Origin of the sequence: Bacillus sp. FSL K6-1284, from assembly GCF_038002625.1 — a bacterium.
GTDB classification, from domain to species: Bacteria; Bacillota; Bacilli; order Bacillales; family Bacillaceae; genus Bacillus; species Bacillus paralicheniformis.
This window is the reverse complement of sequence record NZ_JBBOCW010000001.1, coordinates 1,104,028-1,125,883: the sequence shown is the minus strand read 5'-3', so window position 1 is coordinate 1,125,883 and position 21,856 is coordinate 1,104,028. Positions and strand designations below refer to the sequence as shown.

Below are 21,856 nucleotides of genomic sequence, written 5' to 3'. Positions count from 1 at the left end.
TCTCCCTTTCTCTTATTTTAGCCGATATTCCCTTCTGATGAAAGTTCAACACGGGAGATTTCTGTTCCTTTTACACCCTTCTAAATTCTTTGGAAAATGACGAAATTTTTTTCGAAAAAGGGATTGATTTTTCTCATCCAGAGGAGTAAATTATTCTGAGGATTTCATATAACAGTTTGTTGAAACGGAAGGATGTCATTTATGAGTTGCTGGAAAACCATCAATCTCGTTAAAGATTATGGAGGCATGCGCATCGTGCTTACTGCCGTCAGTTTAATGATTTTATTTTTTATTCCCGAATATTTAGCGATGCAGTTGATTCATCCGCAAACTGTTCAGAGAGGCGATCATGCCCTTTTGTTTGCAGGACTATTGGTTGCGGCTATAATTGCCCATAAAATTCTTCATATCTTGCCGTTGATCAGCAAGAAAAAATTAGAAAAAAAGATTTATTGGTTGAGAATGAGAACATGGAGAGAAGTTCCAAAAAACACGATGCTTGTCTCTCTTCTCTGCCCTTTTTTCGTCATCACGCCTGCTTTATTTTACGCGGGGGCTGTGATGCCGAGCTTTGCTCATTATTTCTGCATCATTTCAAGCATTCATTTCGGCTATTGTCTGCCTGATTTTCTGTTTGCCTGGAAACTGATCAAAGCGCCTAAAAACTGCTATGTCGATCAGGAAGCCGACGATTTTGATATTTTAATACAAAAATAATCCAGCCGCTCGGCACTTGGAAAATCCTTTTTTTCAGTCTATTTTCTATCTTTTTTAATAAATATTTGGTAATGTAGTATGGAGCAGAAACAGAGAGGGGGATCTCCTATCATCCTTTTTTATTTCATCTTGTTTGCGGTTTTTACTGTCTTCAACATAAACAAGCTTACAAACTCTTTATGCCTTGTCAGAGAGATTCCTGAAGAACGGCAGGATAAGGTGTTTAGAATGATTAATGTGCTGATCTTAATTTTATTGATCTCATCATTCATTGAGATTTCCTTTACGGTGTAAAAAAAAGGATAGCTGCCGATCGTATTGATCCGGCAGCTATCCTTTTGTTGATTAGCATATCCAAGAAGCACCAATAATAATTAATAAGATGAACAGTACCACAAGCAGCGCAAAGCCGCCAGCGAAACCTCCTGTATAACCGTCGCCCATATTGACACCTCCTCTGCCCCAGTCGTTACATTAGTGTATGCACGAATGTCATGAAACGATTAGGCTATCGTCCAAAAGAAAAGAACCGCCTGAAAAAATGACGGTTCTTTTCTCATTTTCTAAGGTTTTAGTACAGATAAGCTGCACCAACGATGATTAATAAAATGAACAACACGACCAATAAAGCAAAACCGCTTGAGTATCCTCCGCTCATGTTATTGACCTCCTTTTCTTGATCAATATATTTGTATGAGCGGAAAGAAAATTTGACTAGACGGATGCCCCTCTGTTGAAAATCTTTTTACAGCATGTCAGAATATGATATGATACAATTCAAAGGAAAGTTTAAACTGTTATGATTAGGAGTGTTTGCATTTATGAAGAAGATTGCAATTGCGGCGATTACAGCGACAAGTGTGCTGGCTCTCAGCGCATGCAGCGGAGGAGACTCTGAGGTTGTTGCAGAAACAAAAGCTGGAAATATTACAAAAGAAGACCTTTATCAAACATTAAAAGACAATGCCGGAGCGGACGCACTGAACATGCTCGTTCAGCAAAAAGTACTCGATGATAAATACAATGTCTCCGACAAAGAAATCGACAAAAAGCTGAACGAGTACAAAAAGTCGATGGGTGACCAGCTCAACCAGCTCATTGAGCAGAAAGGCGAAGACTTCGTCAAAGAACAGATCAAATACGAACTTCTCATGAAAAAAGCCGCAAAGGATAACATAAAAGTAACCGATGATGACGTAAAAGAATATTATGACGGCCTGAAAGGCAAAATCCACTTGAGCCACATTCTTGTGAAGGAAAAGAAAACGGCTGAAGAAGTTGAGAAAAAGCTGAAAAAAGGCGAAAAATTCGAAGACCTTGCAAAAGAGTATTCAACTGACGGAACAGCCGAAAAAGGCGGCGACCTCGGATGGGTCGGCAAGGAAGATAACATGGACAAGGATTTCGTCAAAGCTGCGTTTGCTTTGAAAACCGGCGAAATCAGCGGCCCTGTGAAATCGCAATTCGGCTATCACATCATTAAGAAAGACGAAGAGCGCGGCAAATATGAAGACATGAAAAAAGATCTCAAAAAAGAGGTCCAAGAACAAAAACAAAACGATCAAACTGAACTGCAATCTGTCATTGACAAACTTGTCAAAGATGCTGATCTAAAAGTAAAAGACAAAGAGTTGAAAAAACAAGTCGACCAGCGCCAAGCTCAGACAAGCAGCAGCAGCTGACGCCAAAAAAGCTGTCCTCCCCTCGCGGGGCCGGACAGCTTTTTTTATGCGATGGAATGACTGTCAGCCGATTTTTCATGCTGTTCTTGATCTTCATCCAATGAACGCTTCATGCGCTGTGCTTTTTCTTTTTCCATCCGTTCGATATAAATGCGGCCTTCTTTTTCGATAAAAGCCTGATCGATCTTTTCCTCTTCCTTTGCCGTCGTCATCAGCTTATAGGCGCTGAAAATAATGCCGACGATGCAAAGGTACACCCACCACGGAAACAGCAGCACGGCTTTTCCCCCTTTTTTGAATAAACTGTATATCAGACATTATGCAAAAGGGAGACAAGTTATGACGCTTATTTGTGAAAAACAGGCTTGTAAAAGGAACGATTATCCAATGCAAAGACGCGTTCGGTATACTCTCCCGGCTTGACCCGTTCGAGCGCTCTGTCCATCATATTGATCTTCGCGTCAAGGTTGTCGATATAGTGAAGAATTTCCGCTTCCTTGACCATCGGCGGCTTTGGACTGCCCCATTCGGGTTTGCCGTGATGGCTTAAAATCAAATGCTGGAGAATCAGCACTTCTTCTGAATCAATTTGAAGCTCTTCGGCTGCTTTTGCAATTTCTGTCACCATAATCGAAATGTGCCCCAGCAGATTCCCTTCGACAGTATAGGTCGTGGACACCGGTCCGGATAGTTCTTTTACTTTTCCAAGGTCATGCAAAATAACACCTGCGTACAATAGGTCGCGATCGAGCGACGGATACAGGTCTGCGACCGATTTGGCCAGGTTCAGCATGGAGACAACATGGTATGCGAGACCTGATACGAACTCGTGGTGATTTTTCGTCGCAGCTGGATAATCAATGAATTCCTTGCCGTATTTTTTGACGAGGTGCCTCGTGATTCGCTGAATACTCGGGTTTTTTATTTCAAAAATATATTGAGTGACCGCATCCATCATTTCGTTTTTGGGAATCGGTGCAGTCTCAAGAAAGTCATCGATTTTGACATTGTCATTGTCGCCCGCAGGTCTGATGTTTCTCAGCTTCAGCTGATTCCGCCCGCGGTAATGATGAATGTCACCGACCACTTTCACGATCGTCTGCGGGCCGTAGGTCACTTCGTCCTGCTGTTTGGCGTCCCAAAGCTTCGCTTCTATATCTCCGGACTGATCCTGGAGCATCAGCGTTAAAAATGGTTTCCCATTGCTCGCGATTCCTTTCGTTGACGATTTAATGAGCAAATACAAATCAACCTGCTCGCCAACTTCGTGCAGCATGATACCTTTTGCCATGATAAAGCTCCCTCCGTTTTCCTACATAAAATCATTATAGCACACACTTTTATTTGTTAGTTATACCCTTTACTTCCACCTTTTTCATGACGGAAGGCAGCAGAATCACATCTTCGTCGTGAAAAGCTTCTCTTACATGTTCATGACACGTAAAATACAAGATTTGCTGATCTTCGCCTGAAAGCTTTTTTAAGATGTTCAACACTTGTTTAAACCTCTCCCGGTCAAAGTGGACAAAGCTGTCATCCAGCTGGAACGGCAATTTGACTTCCTTTTGATGGGAGAGGGCCAGAGCGAATCGGATCGCTAAATAGAGCTGTTCACAAGTTGCCTGGGACAGTTCGTGGGCGTAAAAAACAGCCCCATCTTTCCTCATGACCATCATGGATTCATCTGTTTCAGAAAAATAAATTTTTTCGTATTGCCCGGCAGTCAATGGGTTCAGTAATGTTTCAGCCGTTTGTAACAGCTTCGGAAGCCGAACCTTCTTATGTTCATCGATCTTGTTTTTGACCGCCTGCCGGATCAGCTTGACGGCTGCCCACTTTTTGACCAGTTCGGCGACCCGCTCTTTTTGCATTCCGGTCTGATAGGCGAGCTCGGATACCGCTCCCGATTCCTCAAGTCTGACCAGTTCCGCATGGACATTCGCCGCCTTTTGTCTTTCTTCTGCAAGCTTATTTTCTATACGGGCTCTTTTTTCCTGCGCCTCGGCCAGCTTTCCTTTCAGTTCTGCAAGAGAGTGTTCTGATGCAAGCATGACGGCCTTCTCGTCCTGCCTGCCGAGCTCTCTTTTGAGCTGCCCGAGCCTTGCCGTTAATTCTTTTTTGGCCTGGTCGCGCTTCGCCAGACCGATGAACATCTCACGGCCGTCCGCCCCTGCTTTTTGAAAGAGTTCGCCAATTTGGGATTGGAAGTATTCCGTCTCTTTTGTCAGCTCTTTGATTTGTTCGGCGGTATGCTTTAAAGACACGTCCGCTTCCTGTTTTTGCCGAAGTTTTTCTTTTTGGGAACCAAGCGCGCTTTTCAGTAGAAACACCTGCTCTTGGACGCTTTCGCCAGCGCGGCCGAGAGATGAGACAAGCTTTCTCAATTCCGATTCAAAGGATGCTTTTTTAGCCTGAAGGCGGCTCAGCTCTTGCTCGATATCCCGCTTTTTCAACATTTCCTCTCGGAGTTCCTTGATCAAAGCGTACGCATCGGCTAAAAATGACGGGTCGATTGACAGGTTCAGCTCTCTCAAATAGCGTTCGGTCTTCTCCTGATACGGACGGATATCCTTTTCCCACGCTTCGAACTTCTGAATCGCTCTTTCATATTCCGCTTCTCTCTGTCTGAGCTCTGCTTGTTTTGCGATAAGGAGCTGCCGGGATTGGTCGTCCTTCCACAGCTCTTCCCTCAAAGCGTTGTCACTCACTCCGCTTTTTGTACCGCTGCGATCAATGTCGTCCAGCTGTTTTTGAATAAAAGCCGCTGCCGCGGAAGGCTCGGGCTTTTTTAGAACAACAGCGGCAAATATGAGCAAGATCGGCACGAGTAAAGCGCCCGGGAACCACTCCTTGAAAAAGAGCGCCGCACAAGCTGCCGCGAAAGCAGCACAAAGCGCTACTACAAAAGCGGTCTTTCTTCTTTTCATCCGAACCTTTTGTTCTTGCTTCAGATAGGACAGCTGAAGGAGCAGCTCTTCCCGCCTTCCGGCATGGCCGCCGGCGGACGCAAGCCGGCTGAGGGTTTCCTCCTTTTGCTTGCGGACATCTTCCGGCATCACTTCATTGCTGAGAGCGGCGTGGGCCTGTTCAGCTTCCTCCAGATCAGCTCTCGCCTGCTCAAAGCGTTCGTCAAGCGACCGTTTCAGTTCACGCAGCTCGATGTATGCCTGAGCGGTTTCCTGCAGCTTCCACTCATATTCATACGCGGTGTCCGCATTGAGGATATCGCATTCCTCGATTTTCAGGCGCCCAAGCCCCGCTTGAACCCGTCCGTTAATCTGGTGAAGCTGATCAGTCAAAGACGCGATTTTTTCGGAATACGACTGGTAAAACGGATATGCTTTTAAAAGCTCTTCCGCTTCGTGCTCGAGAAAGTCTTCAGCCGGTGCAAAAGCGGCGGCGCGCTGTTCCAAACGGCGCTTTTTCTCTTCCAGCGCCTTCAGCTGGGCCGCTTTTGGATGCAGGTGGGATTCGAGCTTTTCGAGCTCAAAAAGTCCGCCTTCGGGGAAACGGCTTTCTCCTGAGCCGCCGAAAGATGCGAGCTGCTCTTCCAGCTGGCGTTTTTCCGCGGCCGCCGGCAGAATCTCAATCGCCTGCTCGATTTGTGAGACGAGGTGCTCAAGATCTTTTAGCAGTTGTCCGCTGTCCTTTATTGAGGCCTCAGCGCCTTTTTTTTCGTTTAACAGGCGGTGGTAGTCGCCTTCCCGCGCTTTCGCTTTTTTCAAATCTTCGGAAAGCTTTTTTAACCGGTCGAGCTCCTGATTCAGTTCAGGTTTCCGGCCGTTCGGTTTAAACAGCTCTTCCTGCTTTTTCACGAGGCCGGCATCCATCTTTGAAATCGCATCAGAGCCGAACAGACTCGAAAACAGCAGAAAACGGCCGATTTTGTCGCGGTTGAATTTATGAATTTCCTGAAGGCCGAACACGTCAAATGAATAGATCGCTTTATACAGCTGTCTGTCGACGCCTGACAGCAGCTCATTTAAAAAACCTTCCGGCTTCGTGCTGCCGTCTTCCAGATAAACGGTGACCCGCTCAGGCTTTCCGGCCGTTCGTTCGATCCGGATCTGCCCCAAATCAGGGTGCCCGACCTCAAGCATCCCCCCGTAAATGACGCCCGTTTTCGGCTCATACCGTTTCGTCTTCGGAAAACCGAACAGCACGCTTTCAATAAACGACATGAGCGTCGTTTTCCCGGCTTCATTGAGCCCGTAGACCAAATGCAGATTTGAAGGAGACAGGCGAAATGTCTGATTGGCAAATTTACCGTATCCGTATATATGTATCGCATGTATATTCACCCTGCACCCTCCCTTATCTTTTCAATGTCTTCAGTTCATGAAGCAGCAGTTTTTCCGCCTGCGCGCGAATGTCCCGGAAGCCTTCTTCATGAAACCGCTCTCCGTGCCTTCTAAAGACCGGATGCCGCTCCAAATCGTCAAAAATCAGGCTGAAATCCTGAAATTCCTGCATTTCTTGCAATAGCTCCTGAAAAAAAGCGTCCCGCTCAATTCCAGACAAGGCGGCATCTGTTTGATCTTCGATCGCGGTAAGCCAGATGAACGCGTCTTCCTCCCGCTCTTCTTCATGGAAGATGTCAAGGATCTCGTCCACGATGCCGGCCTGTCCTTCCGCCAAATAAGAGGGTGTTTCTCCTGTCAATACCATCTTGACGCATGCCGGCTTGCCTCTGTTTCTGAAAGATTGAAGGGCATCCTGCATCAGGCTGATCAGCTCTGTCATCTGCTTTGTCTCTGAGATATCGATGCTGGCCGTTTCCCACAGAACATCCGATAAGGCTTTAAATTCGAAGGACAGTTCTCCGCCGCAAACATTGACGAGATAGCAGCCTTTCTCTCCCGTTTCCTTCATGTGCCGCGATTGTGTGTTTCCCGGATAAATCACCGCCGGTTCGGAGGCTGAAATGACCTGTCTTTTATGTATATGACCAAGCGCCCAGTAATCCATCCGGCCGTTTTTTAAATCTTGAAGGGAAAAAGGACAGTACGGATCATGGCCGCTCTCCCCGGAAAGCGTCCCATGAATCATGCCGATATGCAAGGGCGCGTCGGTCGTTTTTTTGATTTCAGCAGCCTTATTGGAATAAACAGAGCGCTCGGGATAGCTGTAGCCGTAGATGCTTGCGGCGAGCCGGCCATCTTTGTAAAACGATTTTTCTTCAATGTCTTCCGACGAGAAAATGTGGACGTTGTCCGGCCATTCAATCGGCGTCCAATCGCCGCCCAGATGATCGTGATTGCCAAAAATCACATAGACTTGGATGTTGTTCTCTTTCAGCTTTAAAAATTGCTTTCTCAAAAACATCTGTGCTTTTAAACTGCGGTTTGCTTCGTCGAAAAGATCGCCGGCAAGCAAAATGAAGTCGGCCTCTTCATCAATCGCAAGCTTAAACACATTTTCAGCGCTTTTAAATGTGCTGTTTTTGATCCGCCGGTAAACCTCTTCAGGTAGCCGGCTGATGCCGTGAAACGGACTGTCCAGGTGCAGATCGGCCGCATGAATGAAAGTGATGTTTGTCAATCTTCTGCTCCTTTTCATAAAATATTCTGCTCCCATTCTATCACGGGTTGAAAGCGAATGCACGTTCTACTCTTTGCACGAAAAAAGCAGCTTTTCTTTCAAGCTGCTTTTCTCTTTCATTATCGATCTTTTGACAGACGAAGCGCCTGTTTGATATTTTTCAATCCGCCGCCGCTCGTGTACATGAGCACGCCGCCTTTATACACCCTCGCCCCGATGACGGCGAGAATCACAATGGTGAGAGCGGTAATGCCGATGCCGAGTGCCGCTTCCCAAAACGGAATATCAAGCACGCCGACTCTGAGAAACATGATCATCGGCGCAAAGAACGGAATGAATGAAGTAACGGTAATGAACGTTGAATCCGGTGTGCTTAGCCCGACCATGGCAATTACGAATCCTGCGACGACCAGCAGAATCATCGGCGAAATCATCTGCTGAACATCTTCAATCCGGCTGACGACGCTTCCGAGAAATGCCGCAAGAGTTGCGTAGAGGAAGTAGCCGAGCATCAAGAAAATGGCCGCGTACACAAGCGTTGCAGTAGGTACGCCGGAAATGTCAAGAAATCCTTTAATCATATCGGCTGCATCCCCTCCCTTTTCCTGGCTGGACTGGAGCGAAAGATAGCCGACAAGAAACAGCGCGGCAATCTGTGTCAATCCCAACAGAGCGACGCCGAACAGTTTGGCGAACATTTGCTGGACAGGCGGCACGCTGGAAATTAAAATTTCCATCACGCGGGAAGACTTTTCCGTCGCAACTTCTGTCGCGATCATTGACGCGTACGTCAAAACCGAAAAATAGATGACAAACAGCACAACATATACAAGCCCTGTCGCCTTTTGAAGCTCTTCCTCGGTTTTCGCGCCTTCTTTCAAGGCGACACTGTTGACTTTTACCGGTGTAAACAGTTCACTCAGCTTTTCCTGTGGTACGTTCAATTCAGCCGTTCCAACGGCAATCTTTGCTTGTGAGAGCGCCTGTTCAATCGTGGAGACAGCTGTGGAATCAGCGATTTCGAGCGCTTTATACGTTCCCTTCAGCACGCCTTTTTTATCTCTGTCCAGGATTAAAATGCCTTCGAGCTTTTCGTCTCTGACGTCTTTTTCAAGCTCTTTTTCCGGTTTATCTGCTTTTTCGACTTCCAGCGCTTCATCAGTGTCGAGTGCTTTCACTTGCTGGGCAAACGTGTCGTACAGCTGATTTGAACGGTCAATGACGGCGATTTTATCACCCTCTCCGCCGTCATCAAACATGGAAATAATCGATCCCAGATTTGTGACGAGCACGACAAGCGCAAGCGTGATCACCGTTGAAATAATGAACGACTTTGTTTTCAGCTTGCTGAGATATGTATGAAAAAGAACAATCCAAAACTTATTCATAACGGGCACCTACCTTTTCGACGAAAATATCATGCAAAGAAGGCTCTTCAAGTTCAAATTTTCTGATAAACCCGCGTCCTTGAAGCATTGTAAACAGCTCTTGAGAGACTTCTTCATTTTCGACCTGCAGGCGGACTCCTTCGGAATGATCGCGCCATTTGACGATACCGTCCGCCTCTTTCAAGAAGCTCAAGTCACCGTCTGCGTGAATCGTGACATTCTTTCTGCCAAAAGAACGTTTGATTTCTTTTAATTTCCCTTGAACGACAGGCGTCCCGCGCTGCAAAATGCAGACGTGTTCGCACAGCTCTTCGACATGCTCCATTCTGTGGCTTGAAAATACAATCGAAGTGCCGTCGTCTTTCAAAGAAATGACCGCGTCTTTTAATAGCTCGACATTCACCGGATCGAGACCGCTGAACGGCTCGTCAAGAATCAAAAGCTCCGGCTTGTGCAGCACGGCCGTGATGAATTGAATTTTTTGCTGGTTCCCTTTGGAGAGCTCCTCAACCTTTTTGTCGGCGTATTCCGTAATATGGAACCGTTCGAGCCACTTCTCCATTTCCTTGAGCGCATTTTGCTTTGTCATGCCTTTCAGGCGGCCAAGGTATACGAGCTGATCTTTCACCTTCAGCTTCGGATACAGTCCGCGCTCTTCGGGCAAGTAGCCGATGCTGTTTGTGATACCGTAGTTAATCGGCTGTCCTTTCCATGTGACAGTACCCTCTGTCGCATTCAAAAGGCCTAATATCATTCGGAATGTCGTCGTTTTCCCTGCTCCGTTGGCGCCGAGCAGACCGAACATTTGCTTGTCTGGAATCTCCAGCGTCAGATCGTTTACAGCTGTAAATGAACCGAACTTTTTCGTGACGTGATCGATTTTGAGCATAATAACTCCTCCTTCCAATTTACAATCATACGTTAGTCATACCATTTTAAAAAGGATTTTTTTGATTTTTATATAATTTTAAACAAATAGATCATATTTTGAGAAAGGGGAAGAGAAATGGAAAGTTATTATGTAACCGTTTTCGATACTGGTGGAGAAACGCTTTTGAATGAGCGATTTGAAGCGGCCGATGATGAAGAAGCGAAAGAGAAAGGAAGAGGAATGCTGAAGGAAAAGCAATTTTTGGAGCATACACACCGGGTAGTACATTCGTCCGGTAAAATCATTGTTTTCCGGAGCTGACTAAAATACGGGGCAAGGCGGCTCTTTTGGGGAAGGTCTCCCGCTGCCGCCTGCCCTTTAATCCGCCAAACACTAGTGGATCATCATAACAATGAGCAGTCCCATGTTGATGAAACAGAGTAAAAACGATAAGCAAGCGACGCCTTTATTTTTTCGCAGAAAATAAAGGCCATTGACCGCCAGCACACAGATGATGACGGCATCAAACAGTCGAAACAGCAGATCCTGCAAGCTGTAGGCCGGAGCGAATAAACAAATCACAGAGACGATCAGGATGAAAAGGCAAGAAACTGTAATATACATCGTCCATTCTTTCGCTGCGTCAGCCCGCTCATTCTCAGATGAAATCATGTTCTTAAACTCGGGCCTCCTTGTCAGTCGTGATCATTTTGTCCGCGTACAAGGAAGGAGCTTTTCCCGCATCTGCCAAAAAGCCTGAAGACGTTAACACAACAGCCAGCGACACCGCGACGAACAACAGTTTAGCTTTCATACAACGCATCTCCCCTTTTGATTTTTCGTCTTGCCTGAGCGCACTTCTCATAGTAAAAAATGGCATCTTCAAGCCGCTCCATTTGATTATAGTACTGGGCTGCGTCTAAAGCCAGCTCTTCAACAGCGGCATATAAATGGTTTGACTCCAAATAATCAAATCCGATTTCCACGGCTTTCCGATCCCCGCCGTCCAAATACAACCCGGATAGAATGTTAAGCTTGGCCGCGTGTTCTTCATCTCCGAGCGATGCCGCACTTCGGATGCCTTTTTCATAACAGTCGGCCGCTCCGACATGATTTCCCTGTTTTAGACGGACGTACATTAAGTTGTACAGCACTTTTGGAATATATGATGAACTTTCCTGTTCAAAAATGGAAAGGGCGCTCTCCATATGATCTGAGGCTTCCCGGTACGATTCTTGATGGAAATAGCAATTTCCCAAATTAAAATGAGCGGCTGCCGTCAAATGGCTGTTTTTGATTTTCGCGGCGTCTTCAAGCGCGTTGGCCAGGCTTTTCAGCGCTGGTCCGTATGTCATCGATTCAACCCAATTGCCGGCAATGATAAAATCGCAGAAAATCTTTTTTTCTTTTAGCGTCTCATACCGGTTAAAAATGTCGGAAGCGAGCGTCGCATAGTTGATCGATAAATATCTCTGACTGATATAATAGTAGATTTCCGCCAGCTTATAATAAAATTCCGCTTTTTCAACCTCGTCTTCCAAGGCGCTGACTTTTTGTTCAGCCGTTTTATAGCAGCCGATTGCTTTGACAAACCGCTTTTGTTTGAACTCATACATCCCTTTAAAAAACCAGTAATAATAGTTTAGTAAACCTGTCATTTGGTCCTTTTTCTCTTCTAAGTCGCGGAGGTTTTTTTCAATATTTTCAGTCTTTTGTGGTTTCAAATAGCTGAGCATCAGCTTATGCCTGAATTCGAGCAGCGAATAGTAGAGCAGGACGTCCTGATTTTCTTCCATGTCTTGAAAATCATTTAAAATTTCCGCTTTCAATGATTCACTGGCGGCGATCTGATTTTTCCGAATGGCGTTGTACCAATCATTCAGCTTACTAGCAACGTATTCAGATGGAATCTTCTGTTTCAATTTCCCCGCCTCCCAAGACTTCGTACAGACCTGTGTCCTTATGAATCATTTTATAGAAACTTAAATTTTTTTACAATTGCTTCTGCACATCATTTCCCAAGGTCAATTTCCTGTCGGGCCCTCTTGTTATACTTGCTGACGGTTAAATTGCGGCTGGCGCTTTTCTAAAAATGCGCGGATTCCTTCCTGATGGTCACTCGTCAGCCGCATTTTCATCTGGGCCACTTTCTCGAGTTCGAGCGTTTTTTGCAGCCGCCCGCCATTCAGCGCCTGATAGATCTTTTTTGTCTCAATCATCGCTGCCAGCGGAGCGTGCAGAAGCTTTTCAAGATAGATGCGCGCAAAACGGCCGGAGTCCCCGCTGAACACGGCGTCTGCGATCCGAAGTTCGTGCGCTTCGGCCCCCGTCAATTGTTTCCCGCTCCAAATCAATTCTTTGGCCGCAGCTTCACCGATTCTCCGCTCTAAAAAGAAGTGTCCGCCTCCGTCGGGAACAAGCCCGATGCCGATAAAATTCATCGCCAGCTTCGCCTCTTTTTCGACCAGCACATGGTCGCAGCTGAGCGCGAGGCTCAATCCCAGACCTGCGGCCGCCCCGTGGACAGCCGCTGTCGTCATCTTCGGCATGCTGTAAAGCTTCACCGCAATTTCAGAAATTGTGTCAATGACGCGGGCGGAGCTGTCTTGATCTCCGGAAGACAGCATCATCTTAATGTCTCCGCCTGCCGAAAATCCTTTGCCGCTGCCTCTTACAAGGAGAAGCAGCGATTCGCTTTCCTCTGCAATACGCAAAGCTTCATTCAGTTCTTCAAGCATTTTTTCATTCAAGGCATTGTACGCGTCAGAGCGATTTAGTACAATTTCAAAAATCCCGTCTTCGTCTTTCCATTTGATATACTCCATCTTGCACCTCCGTGAATACGTTTACAATTGATACTGTTTAAACTATTCCACCTTCGCCCTTTAAAACCTTTTTTTGCTGCCGATTCCGGTTTTGATTCCGCAATAAAAAAGCTGCCGGCGATACCGGCAGCAGCTTCTATTCCTGTTGAGAACCGCTTTTTGCCTCCTTCTGAAAAAGCTCAGACAAGTAGCGGATTTTTTCGTTTGTATAGTGTTCAAATCTGTCATTGTACGTTTTCGGGTCTTTCGGGTTGGAGAAGTGTGTGATCTTTCCCGTTTCCGGATCGACGAATTTGCTCGCAGCTCCGCAGCCGATCCCGATAATCGTCTGTTTTTCCTCCATGATCATGATGTTATAGATGCTTTCCTGGCCGGGAAGGGAATAGCCTATATTCTCCAGGTTGCCGAGAATGTTTTTCTGCCTGTACAAATAGTAGGGATGGTAGCCGTGCTGTTTCGTCCACGAGACAGCGTCATCCATCATCGCGACAATCTCCTCGCGGTCAGCCACCTTATACTTATGTTTGTTTTTCGTCATTTCAGACGCGCGCTTAAATGACAGCGTATGGACGGTCAATGATTCGGGCATTAATTTTTCGGTTTCGGAAAGAGAGTTTCTGAATTCTTTTACCCCTTCGCCCGGAAGGCCGATGATTAAATCCATATTGATGTTCGACATGCCGGCATTTCGCGACAGATGATACTTTTCGATCGTTTCTTCGACCGTATGGTGGCGTCCGATCGCTTTCAGCGTTTCATTCTCGTAAGACTGGGGATTAATGCTGATTCGGTCGATGTTCCATTTTTTTAAGACTGCGAGCTTTTCCTCTGTGATCGTATCGGGCCGTCCAGCCTCAACTGTGACCTCGCGGATGTTTTTTACATCGGGAAATGAACGGTACATTTCTTCATACAATAGATCCATTTCTTCAGCGGTAATGCTTGTCGGCGTTCCGCCGCCGAAATACACGGTCGTTATTCTGACATCGTTCTCCTTGAGCCATTCGCCGATTTTTTGCATCTCATAGTGAAGCCCCCACAAAAATGAGCCGACCCGTCCGGCTTGTCCTCTGATCGCATACGCCGGAAACGTACAGTAGGCGCACTTCGTCGGACAAAACGGGATGCCGATGTAAATGCTGACCTCTTGACTCAGCTCATACAAATCGGGTACCGCTTTCAGCTGACGGTCAATGATGTTTTGCATCAGTTCGATTTTTTCGTCGTGAATTAAATAATCCCGTTTCAGCTCGGCATGTGCCTCTTCCTTTGGCATGCCGCTCTCCAGCTTTTTATGAAGCAGCTTTGTCGGACGAACACCGGTGAGAATCCCCCATTTCTGAATGATTCCGGTATGCTCCTGAAGCATGCTCAAAAAAACGTAGGAAACGGTATTTTTCACCTGCTTAAACGCTTCCTTTTCCGTCAGTTTGGGGTCAATGTTTTTTGCATATTCCGCTCTAATGTCCGTATCTTTTATCATACCCGAAGCCTTGACGCCATTCTCTTCCCGGTCGTAGCCGAGAACGATCGCAAGGTCTGCCGGCGCTTCTTCGCCAAAAGCGACTTCGCTTTCTTCAAAGAATAAGTTGGCTATATGCTCAAGCGGTCTCTGGAACCTTTCATCTTGGAGCCCTTCTATATAAATGCGCAATGTCATCACCTTTTTCGTTTCAAAACTTTCTTTAGTGTACAAAAATAAATGGCCAAAATCAATCCGGGAAACAAACATTCCTACGTGGCAGCGATGAATGAATAATCCCCGCATTCGAGTTGAAAGCGGGGATTCTATCAGAATCAGACTTTTTTAATATGGAATTTTTTAAGAAACCCTTTGCTTTGCTGCATTCTGAAGTATTCTTTAATCATATAAGCGACGCCCTGTTCATCATTGGAGCGCGTCACCCAATCCGCTTTTTGTTTGACTTTCTGAGGAGCATTGCCCATTGCGACTCCGAGTCCGGCAAGCTCGATCATCGGGAGGTCGTCGATTTCATGGCCGATCGCAACGACATCTTCCATTTTTAGACCGAGGTCGGCGGCGAGCATCGTCAAGCCTGCTTCTTTGGAAACCCCTTTATGGACAATCAGCATTTTTTCCCCCGCTCCAATGATGTCGACGAGAGGAAATGCATTTGTGATCGTCTGCCTGATTTCTTCGGACTGTCCTGTTGAGCAATAAACCTCGATCACCGGTGCGCTGACCGGTTCATCCATCAGCATGTCGCTCAGCGAATCGACAAACTGGACGGGATAAAAAATCGGGTCAGACGGGTGAATCATCGTTTTCCCCAGCAGGTTTGAATTCGTTTTTTTCCGGTTTCCAATCGAATATTTTTCATGGAGGATTCTGATATTGCAATCATAGCTTTCCAGTATTTGAACAAGGTTAAATGTCTGTTCTTCGGAAATCCTTTTTTCTAATAAAGGATCGTCGATTTTGTCCGCTATGATGGCTCCGCTGTGCGTAATCAGCTTCGTATCCAGCTTTAAAGATTTGGCGATTTTTTGAGCGGAGCGAAAATGTCTATTCGTCACAAGCGTAACATATACACCTTTCTTCTTTGCATATTCGATCGCTTCCTTCGTTGCGGGATGAAGCCGTCCGTTTGTCCGAAGCAGCGTTCCGTCTATATTCAGCGCAAGCATTTGTTTTGACACCAGGAGGTCCCCCTTCTTTGATGACTGAATCTGTTATAGAGGATATGTCCCGATCTCTTTTTTTAGAACAGCCCTCTTGATGCACATACTAAAAAAGCCTGTTTTCACAGACTTTTTACTTCGCATCTTGTGGATACGATCATGATTCTCCCTCATATTCAAAACAGTGAATTCAACGCCCCTTTCGTTCAATTCACCGTATATTGATAACCCCTTTATTTGACCAGCAGACGTGCTTTCAGTCTGTTAATTTCCTCTATACCCCTTATCATTTTGCCGCCAGTCCGTTTTTCATGATCGTATCCCGGCAAAAAATGAAAGCACTTACATTTAGTATTATCGCAACTATTTCATGAATTGACAAGTCTTTTTTTAAATCTTTATGAACGTTATTTGTTCACTTAGTGAAAAAATCCCCTCTTGCCTTGACAAGGGGGGATTTTTTATCAGCTCTCTGGGTTTCCGTAAAGCTCTTCCAAAGGCTTCATGATGATTTTGTTTAATTCAGCAATCAGCATGCTCATCCGCTGTTCCGCTTCCATCAGCTGCGAGATTTTATCATGCTGCTGGACGAGCGCCACGGATTTTTGCGCTTGTTCGACTTCTTCCTGTGTGATGTCTTCGCCGTTCATCTGTTTTTGCTGAAGGTTCATTTGAATATCGCGAAAGTTATCAAACATCTTTTTAGCAGATGGGTCGCCATTCACCTCATCATAAAGATTTTTCAATCGGGAATATTCATCGCTTTGTCGCAAGGCTTGCCCCAAGTCATAAGCCGAGTCATGTAAATTGACCGTCATCCTAATCCGCTCCTTTCCTGCCTGTATTCTTCTTATGGAATCGGCACCACTCCACTATAACAAACTATGGAGCGTTTTTCACAGTTATACGATAATTCCGTTTGAACAGGCCGTCTTCAGCCTCAGATCAAAATTACAAAGATGGCTTGCACGGCTCCGATAATTCCGCCAAGCAGACCGCCTAAATACGTGATCATTTTGAACTCCCGCTTGGAAATGGACAGCACCATTTCTTCAAGACGTTCAACAGGGAAGTTGTCCACCTGTTCCTTGACGATTTGCTCGAGCTCCAGCTGCTTGAGCACTTGATCCAGGCGGCGGCCCGCCTCTTCGAGAAGCCGGTCGGCAATCTGCGGCAGGCGCAAAGCGATCTCCCGCTCAACACTGGCAATAGAGGAGCCAATCGTTTTTTCGAAAAACGGCTGAAACGAGAATCGTTTCAAAAGCTTTTCCTTCAAATAGAAAATGAGAGATTTGAGATTCCATTTGTCATCCGCTTCCTTGAACGTATATTCTTTCAGCTTGTCCCATTCGTTTTCAAGCAGATCCGTTAAAAGACGCGCGGTCTCGCCGTTCTTTAAAAACTTCACAATCTCCGGCTGAACGCGGTCAACCAGACTGCTGTTGCCTAAAAACATCTGCACCATGCTGCCGAGCATGCCCCGTTCTTTCAAAAAATCGTCAATCATATGTCCGAGGCGTTCCTTTCCTTCGCCGCTTTCAAAGTAGGTGACAGCCCGGCTTAAAATATAGCCGGACACCATCGGAATTTTCTCTTTCAGCTTTTTCTGGGCCTCAAGAGGGATAAGCTCTTTGAGCGGTTCATTTTCATGTGCCTCTAACAATGCGGACAGCTTCTCATCCGTCCATCTGGATACCGCCCGATCCGCTTTTTGGGCGGGATTTGAAATTCCGATGCTTTCCAATGCTTCTTCAACGGTGGCCGTTGATTGCGAGAGGTGCGCCAAGATCCGCTCCCCAACCTGCACCGCCTGGCTTTTAACCGCATCGGATGCAAGCCTTTTTTTGATCCCTTCTGTTGTCAGCAGATGGCCTGTGACCATCTGTCCCATCTGTCTCGCCAATTCATCGCGCCTTTTCGGAATTAATCCGGGTGTAAAAGGAACCCTCTTTCCAAATATGTAGACGGCTTTATATGGGCGAAAAAGCATTTTAATCGCAAAATGGTTCGTTACAGCGCCGATAAGTGCACCGACTGCAATCATAACGGCAAAAACCCCAAATACATACATGTTCTTTTCAACTGCCTTCCTTTTTACCTGACATCTTAGCTGCACAGCGTGGGCCTTATGGTCGATCCTCACCGTCTTGCCTAACGTTATTATAGTAGCTGAATAAAAGACGGGCAAATAACGGAATGGAGCAAGCCGCTTCAAAATACAATGGGTCAGATGGCAATTGTATGAAGGGCGCTCTAAAATTTTTAATCATTTCCAATTTACAAAAGCCTATTTCTGCAATCTCAAGCGTATCATGAAACAGAAGTCTATATATTAAAGTTTGCCCGAAGTTTGACAGTCTCAGCCTGTTAAGCCTTGTTTTTCATGAAGGAGGTATAATCATGATGACGCTTGGATTTATGTCGCTGTCGCACGAACATGAAAAAGCCTATGCCGAAGAACTGGCCAAAATGGCTTCGGACTATGGAATCCGGTTTATCCGTTTCACGCCCCTGGATATTTCCCCCGGTTCCCTGCTTGTGAAAGGGCTCTCCTTTCACCCGAAGTCAGGACAGTGGAATGAAATTGAAAGAGAAATCCCGGAATGGATCTATGACCGCTGCTTTTACGGCAGAGATCAGCAATCGAAAAAAGCAAAACCGATTGTCGAATGGCTCAAAAAGTATCCTAAAACAACATTTTTAGGACTCGGACTTCCTGACAAATGGACGGTTTTCAAAGCATTGAATGCCGATCCCGTCATCAAGTCCTACCTTCCTGCCACATCGATTGCAGAAAACGCCCAGGATATCCTGCGCAAGCTTGCAAAAGAAAAAGCGTGCATCTTGAAGCCTGCATCCGGATCAGGAGGCCGCGGCATCATTCACCTCGAGCTTACGGGAAAAACGGTCAAGGCCGCCTACCAAACCGGAAAACACAAACAGCTGAAGTCATTTTCGAAACAGGCTTCATTTGAAACGTGGTGTCAGAAAGTTCTTCAGCACCGCTATTTGCTGCAATCGTTCCTCGATATTCAAGACAAAGACGGTTTTCCGTGCGATATCAGGCTGCTGCTTCAGAAAAACGGCAGTGGAGAATGGGAAACAGCCGGCAAAACGGTAAGGCGGAGCTATCAGCACGGACTGCTTGCAAACCTGGCCGGGGGCTCAGAGGCGGTGAGCTTTGACAGCTGGCTTTTATCCGTGCCGAAAAAGCGCCAGGCCGTCCTTCTCGATGATTTAGAGACAATGGCGCAGGCCGTACCCCTGGTGCTTGAATCAAATCACGGACCATTATTCGAGCTCGGCCTTGATATCTGCCTGACGAAAGACGGAAAAGTCTGGCTTCTGGATGTCAATTCAAAGCCCGGAAAGCACGCTTTTATTAAGCACTCTCCTGAAAAAAGGGAGCTTTTGTATAAAGGTCCTTTGGAGTACTGCTCATTCTTAACGGCTTCAGCCGGCGCGAAAGGGGCTGAGAAAAGATGACCGGTCAACCGCTGACCGTCGGCATCCACCAGACGAGCGAAAACACGATGCTCCTGCCCGCTTCTTTTAAACAGGACGGTTTGTTATTCGCGGCTTTCGGTACAAGTGTTGAACGTTGCCACGTCTCATTTGACAGCCATTTGAAGCGCACCGTTTTATTATCTGAAAATCTGTACAAAAACCTGCGGATTCCGTACCGCGGCAAAGCCTCCCTGATTTTCCGCGACAATACCGTCTATATCGGACCTTTAATCGGGATTTTCACGGCCGGTTTTACAAAATCGCAGCTGGACCCTGTCAGAGGGAGGTCTTTATTTTTTTCGAAGCTTTTGACAATGGATCTCCCGGCAGGAGGCTACAGCTATCTGTTCGGAGCGCACCAGATAGATTGGGAAGAAGGTACAGTGCAGGCTCTCATTTTCAGGGAAAATGGCTGGGAGGAGGCCACAGTCCCCCTTCCCAACGTCGTTTACGACAGACTGCCGAACCGCAAAGCGGAAGAATCCGCCGCTCTGCGGGAAACAAAAACCCGCCTTATGGATGAATACCGGATTCCGTGGTTCAACCCGGGCTTCTTTAACAAATGGGAGATCTATAAATGTCTGCAGCAAGACGAGAGGACAGCGGAATTGCTTCCATTTTCGGCATTGGAGCCCGATGCCGGTAAAATCGAAGACATGATCGGTCAATACGGCTTCATTTATGTAAAGCCCGCCGGCGGCAGTTTGGGCAAAGGCATACTCCAGCTTTCAAAACGGGAAGAAAACGGAATTCTCGCCAGACATGCCGAAGGCGTCACATCTTATTCGTCCGCTGCTGAATGTTTAGATGAATGGCAGAGACTGCACAAACATACTTCTTATCTCGCCCAGCAGGGCATCGAACGGATCGAAGTGGATCATCATCCGGCAGACTTCAGGGTTCATACAAACAAAAACGGAAAAGGCCAATGGACCGTCACAGCCATCGCGGTCAAAATCGCTGGAAAAGACGGAATTACAACCCACATGTCGAGCGGCGGTGCCGTCAAAACGCTTGCAGAGCTATATGATGATCCTCAGGAAAGGCTTCACACTCTGCAAAAACTGACAAAAGCGGCGCTCCTCCTCAGCCGGGTCCTTGACGAAAAGCTTGACGGTTTCATCGGGGAAATCGGCTTTGACCTCGGATTGGACCGTTCGGGAAAAGTGTGGCTGTTTGAAGCCAATTCCCGGCCCGGCAGGGGGATCTTCTCCCATCCCCGTCTGGCATCTGTCAGCCGCTTAACGAAGAAAAGAAGCTTCGAATATGCTTCTTATTTAACTGAACAGTCCATCCTTAATCCGGAGGACATGTGGCATGACCTCAAGCCGTGAAGAACCTGCTTCTTCACGGTATTTTTTTGAAAAGCTCCACTTGAAAAGAATCTATGATCTTTTCTGTGAATGAGATACAATGATAACAAATCAACGTGTAGACAGCTCGCTGGATTTGACCCACCTGAAATCAATGAAGGAGCGTGGCGTTTATGATTTCTCATTTTCAATGGAAGCCGCTGTTTAAAAAAGAAAGGCTTCCCGGCTGGAAAATATCGTTTTATCATAAAGGGATTCACTATGAAGGAATCTATCATAAATCAGGGGAAATCGAGTGGGGCAGCACCTATCCCCCGCACGATGACGAGCCTTCCCTGAAAAGCGAAATTCATGAATTAATGCTCTTCCATATTTACGAATAAAGAAAAGGACGTTGTCGTATGCTGGAGAAATTAAAGACGCTTTACGGTGAACGGATGATTGTATCTGAGGCTGTTTCAAAACACGATGCATTATGGTTTCAAACGGACGAAGGCGAGACCTTCGGCGTTTTGAAAAACGCGGTCACCGACCGGGAAAAAGAGCTGCTCCATTGCCTGTTCCGGCCTTTCTCAGAACCGCGTCCCGAACAGCAGCTGTCAAAGCGGGAGAAAGAATGGCATCAATATTTTTTTCGCAATGCCCCCCTTCCAAACCCGGGGAACATTCAGCTGATGCAAGGACATTTTTTTAAAATGGAGCATGTACCTGAAGAAAGACAGGCGATCAAAGAAGCGGTCAGCGGCTTTTTTAAAGACCCGCTTGTGGTATGGTACGACCGGCACGAAGCTGTCATCGTCCACGAAAATCCTTCGCCGTTTCTCGCCAAAAAAGAGCTGTCCGAGCTTGCGCATGCACTGACAAGCGATTTCATGGCAAACCCTGTGTTTTTCAGCGGCCAGCTTCATCCAGTCAACGGATCGCTTCAAGGCAAAATCCGCTTTGAAAAACAAATGTTTCATTATATGCTGGAAGCGGGTGACATCGGAAACGTCGCCACGTTTTGCCAGTGTCTCCCGTCTTTTTTGACGGCAAAACCCGAGCGGGTTCATGCTTCTTCGTTTTCGGACGCCGTAAGAGAGGCGCTGTCTGATCCCGAGACATCCCTGACCATCAAAACGTATATGAGATGCAACCTGAATGCCTCTCTTACAGCAAAACGTTTGTTTATCCACCGAAACAGCCTGCAGTACAGAATTGATAAATTCATCGAACGGACCGGGATTGACATCAGACAGTTTGAAGAAGCAGCCGCTGTTTATTTGATGATGTATCTCCTTTAGCGGCTTTAGCAACTTGCACGAAAAGAAATTGTGCACCATGTCCATTTACACCGACCTGCCGTTTTTTATAAACTAAGACCAGATAA

At 46.4% G+C, this 21,856-nt stretch carries 24 protein-coding genes; 8 read left to right on the top strand and 16 right to left on the bottom strand.

All coding sequences use genetic code 11. The features are described from left to right. Nucleotides 1–201 precede the first annotated feature (201 nt). Together MHB72_RS05660 and MHB72_RS05655 are read left to right on the top strand one after the other, a co-directional pair. Nucleotides 202–717, top strand: coding sequence for a DUF3267 domain-containing protein (locus MHB72_RS05660; RefSeq protein WP_216920978.1), 516 nt, complete (start codon nucleotides 202–204; stop codon nucleotides 715–717). 78 nt (nucleotides 718–795) lie between these two features. Beyond that, complete coding sequence (locus MHB72_RS05655; protein ID WP_003180249.1) at nucleotides 796–1,011, top strand: hypothetical protein; 216 nt, start codon at nucleotides 796–798, stop codon at nucleotides 1,009–1,011. A gap of 51 nt (nucleotides 1,012–1,062) precedes the next feature. On the opposite strand, the gene MHB72_RS05650 is transcribed toward MHB72_RS05655, so the two are convergent. Continuing rightward, entirely contained in the window at nucleotides 1,063–1,161 is a 99-nt protein-coding gene (locus MHB72_RS05650) for a YjcZ family sporulation protein (protein WP_020450794.1), read from the bottom strand. Nucleotides 1,162–1,288: 127 nt separating this feature from the next. After that, a complete protein-coding gene (locus MHB72_RS05645; protein WP_003180245.1) occupies nucleotides 1,289–1,375 on the bottom strand; it encodes a YjcZ family sporulation protein in 87 nt (28 codons plus the stop codon). Between the two features lie 163 nt (nucleotides 1,376–1,538). Between MHB72_RS05645 and MHB72_RS05640 the strand changes: the two genes are divergently transcribed. Next, entirely contained in the window at nucleotides 1,539–2,399 is an 861-nt protein-coding gene (locus MHB72_RS05640; protein WP_020450793.1) for a peptidylprolyl isomerase, read from the top strand. A gap of 44 nt (nucleotides 2,400–2,443) precedes the next feature. On the opposite strand, the gene MHB72_RS05635 is transcribed toward MHB72_RS05640, so the two are convergent. The 6 genes from MHB72_RS05635 to MHB72_RS05610 form a co-directional block, all read right to left on the bottom strand. After that, the gene (locus MHB72_RS05635) at nucleotides 2,444–2,677 is read right to left on the bottom strand and encodes a sporulation YhaL family protein (protein ID WP_020450792.1); all 234 of its coding nucleotides are present in this window, start codon (nucleotides 2,675–2,677) and stop codon (nucleotides 2,444–2,446) included. 68 nt (nucleotides 2,678–2,745) lie between these two features. Then, entirely contained in the window at nucleotides 2,746–3,690 is a 945-nt protein-coding gene (yhaM, locus tag MHB72_RS05630) for a 3'-5' exoribonuclease YhaM (RefSeq protein WP_216920975.1), read from the bottom strand. A 49-nt stretch (nucleotides 3,691–3,739) separates the two neighbouring features. Continuing rightward, a complete protein-coding gene (locus MHB72_RS05625; protein WP_216920973.1) occupies nucleotides 3,740–6,700 on the bottom strand; it encodes an ATP-binding protein in 2,961 nt (986 codons plus the stop codon). Nucleotides 6,701–6,713: 13 nt separating this feature from the next. Beyond that, nucleotides 6,714–7,940: a metallophosphoesterase family protein gene (locus MHB72_RS05620; protein WP_216920971.1), complete on the bottom strand. Its 1,227-nt coding sequence runs from the start codon at nucleotides 7,938–7,940 to the stop codon at nucleotides 6,714–6,716. 119 nt (nucleotides 7,941–8,059) lie between these two features. After that, entirely contained in the window at nucleotides 8,060–9,328 is a 1,269-nt protein-coding gene (locus MHB72_RS05615) for an ABC transporter permease (RefSeq protein WP_095289933.1), read from the bottom strand. Continuing rightward, the gene (locus MHB72_RS05610) at nucleotides 9,321–10,217 is read right to left on the bottom strand and encodes an ABC transporter ATP-binding protein (protein WP_020450787.1); all 897 of its coding nucleotides are present in this window, start codon (nucleotides 10,215–10,217) and stop codon (nucleotides 9,321–9,323) included. Before MHB72_RS05610 ends, MHB72_RS05615 begins: the two co-directional genes overlap by 8 nt. Before the next feature lie 117 nt (nucleotides 10,218–10,334). Here MHB72_RS05610 and MHB72_RS05605 point away from each other — a divergent pair, with 117 nt between their 5' ends. Continuing rightward, nucleotides 10,335–10,520, top strand: a complete 186-nt coding sequence (locus MHB72_RS05605; RefSeq protein WP_020450786.1) for a YhzD family protein — start codon at nucleotides 10,335–10,337, stop codon at nucleotides 10,518–10,520. A gap of 72 nt (nucleotides 10,521–10,592) precedes the next feature. Here the strand turns inward: MHB72_RS05605 and MHB72_RS05600 are convergent, their stop codons facing one another. From MHB72_RS05600 to MHB72_RS05565, 8 genes are all read right to left on the bottom strand, one after another. After that, on the bottom strand, nucleotides 10,593–10,871 hold the full coding sequence (locus MHB72_RS05600; protein ID WP_105979107.1) for a hypothetical protein: 279 nt from the start codon (nucleotides 10,869–10,871) through the stop codon (nucleotides 10,593–10,595). Between the two features lie 4 nt (nucleotides 10,872–10,875). Beyond that, a complete protein-coding gene (locus MHB72_RS05595; protein ID WP_167564567.1) occupies nucleotides 10,876–11,013 on the bottom strand; it encodes a hypothetical protein in 138 nt (45 codons plus the stop codon). Further along, on the bottom strand, nucleotides 11,003–12,121 hold the full coding sequence (locus tag MHB72_RS05590) for a Rap family tetratricopeptide repeat protein (RefSeq protein WP_026579963.1): 1,119 nt from the start codon (nucleotides 12,119–12,121) through the stop codon (nucleotides 11,003–11,005). The genes MHB72_RS05595 and MHB72_RS05590 overlap by 11 nt, the downstream gene beginning before the upstream one ends. A 126-nt stretch (nucleotides 12,122–12,247) precedes the next feature. After that, a complete protein-coding gene (locus MHB72_RS05585) occupies nucleotides 12,248–13,024 on the bottom strand; it encodes an enoyl-CoA hydratase (protein WP_216920969.1) in 777 nt (258 codons plus the stop codon). A 136-nt stretch (nucleotides 13,025–13,160) separates the two neighbouring features. Then, nucleotides 13,161–14,678 (bottom strand): coproporphyrinogen III oxidase, encoded by a 1,518-nt coding sequence (locus MHB72_RS05580; RefSeq protein WP_103749107.1) that lies wholly within the window; start codon nucleotides 14,676–14,678, stop codon nucleotides 13,161–13,163. A 143-nt stretch (nucleotides 14,679–14,821) separates the two neighbouring features. Then, entirely contained in the window at nucleotides 14,822–15,685 is an 864-nt protein-coding gene (locus MHB72_RS05575) for a Cof-type HAD-IIB family hydrolase (protein WP_016886434.1), read from the bottom strand. Between the two features lie 446 nt (nucleotides 15,686–16,131). Continuing rightward, nucleotides 16,132–16,485 (bottom strand): YlbF family regulator, encoded by a 354-nt coding sequence (locus MHB72_RS05570; protein WP_016886435.1) that lies wholly within the window; start codon nucleotides 16,483–16,485, stop codon nucleotides 16,132–16,134. 122 nt (nucleotides 16,486–16,607) lie between these two features. After that, nucleotides 16,608–17,738 (bottom strand): DUF445 domain-containing protein, encoded by a 1,131-nt coding sequence (locus tag MHB72_RS05565; RefSeq protein WP_216920967.1) that lies wholly within the window; start codon nucleotides 17,736–17,738, stop codon nucleotides 16,608–16,610. A gap of 329 nt (nucleotides 17,739–18,067) precedes the next feature. Between MHB72_RS05565 and MHB72_RS05560 the strand changes: the two genes are divergently transcribed. From MHB72_RS05560 to MHB72_RS05545, 4 genes are all read left to right on the top strand, one after another. Further along, nucleotides 18,068–19,153: a YheC/YheD family endospore coat-associated protein gene (locus MHB72_RS05560; RefSeq protein WP_216920965.1), complete on the top strand. Its 1,086-nt coding sequence runs from the start codon at nucleotides 18,068–18,070 to the stop codon at nucleotides 19,151–19,153. Further along, nucleotides 19,150–20,508: a YheC/YheD family endospore coat-associated protein gene (locus MHB72_RS05555; protein WP_216920963.1), complete on the top strand. Its 1,359-nt coding sequence runs from the start codon at nucleotides 19,150–19,152 to the stop codon at nucleotides 20,506–20,508. The genes MHB72_RS05560 and MHB72_RS05555 overlap by 4 nt, the downstream gene beginning before the upstream one ends. A 143-nt stretch (nucleotides 20,509–20,651) precedes the next feature. After that, complete coding sequence (locus tag MHB72_RS05550) at nucleotides 20,652–20,870, top strand: YheE family protein (RefSeq protein ID WP_171866274.1); 219 nt, start codon at nucleotides 20,652–20,654, stop codon at nucleotides 20,868–20,870. Nucleotides 20,871–20,888: 18 nt separating this feature from the next. Beyond that, complete coding sequence (locus tag MHB72_RS05545; RefSeq protein WP_101560659.1) at nucleotides 20,889–21,770, top strand: helix-turn-helix domain-containing protein; 882 nt, start codon at nucleotides 20,889–20,891, stop codon at nucleotides 21,768–21,770. The last annotated feature ends 86 nt before the right edge of the window (nucleotides 21,771–21,856 follow it).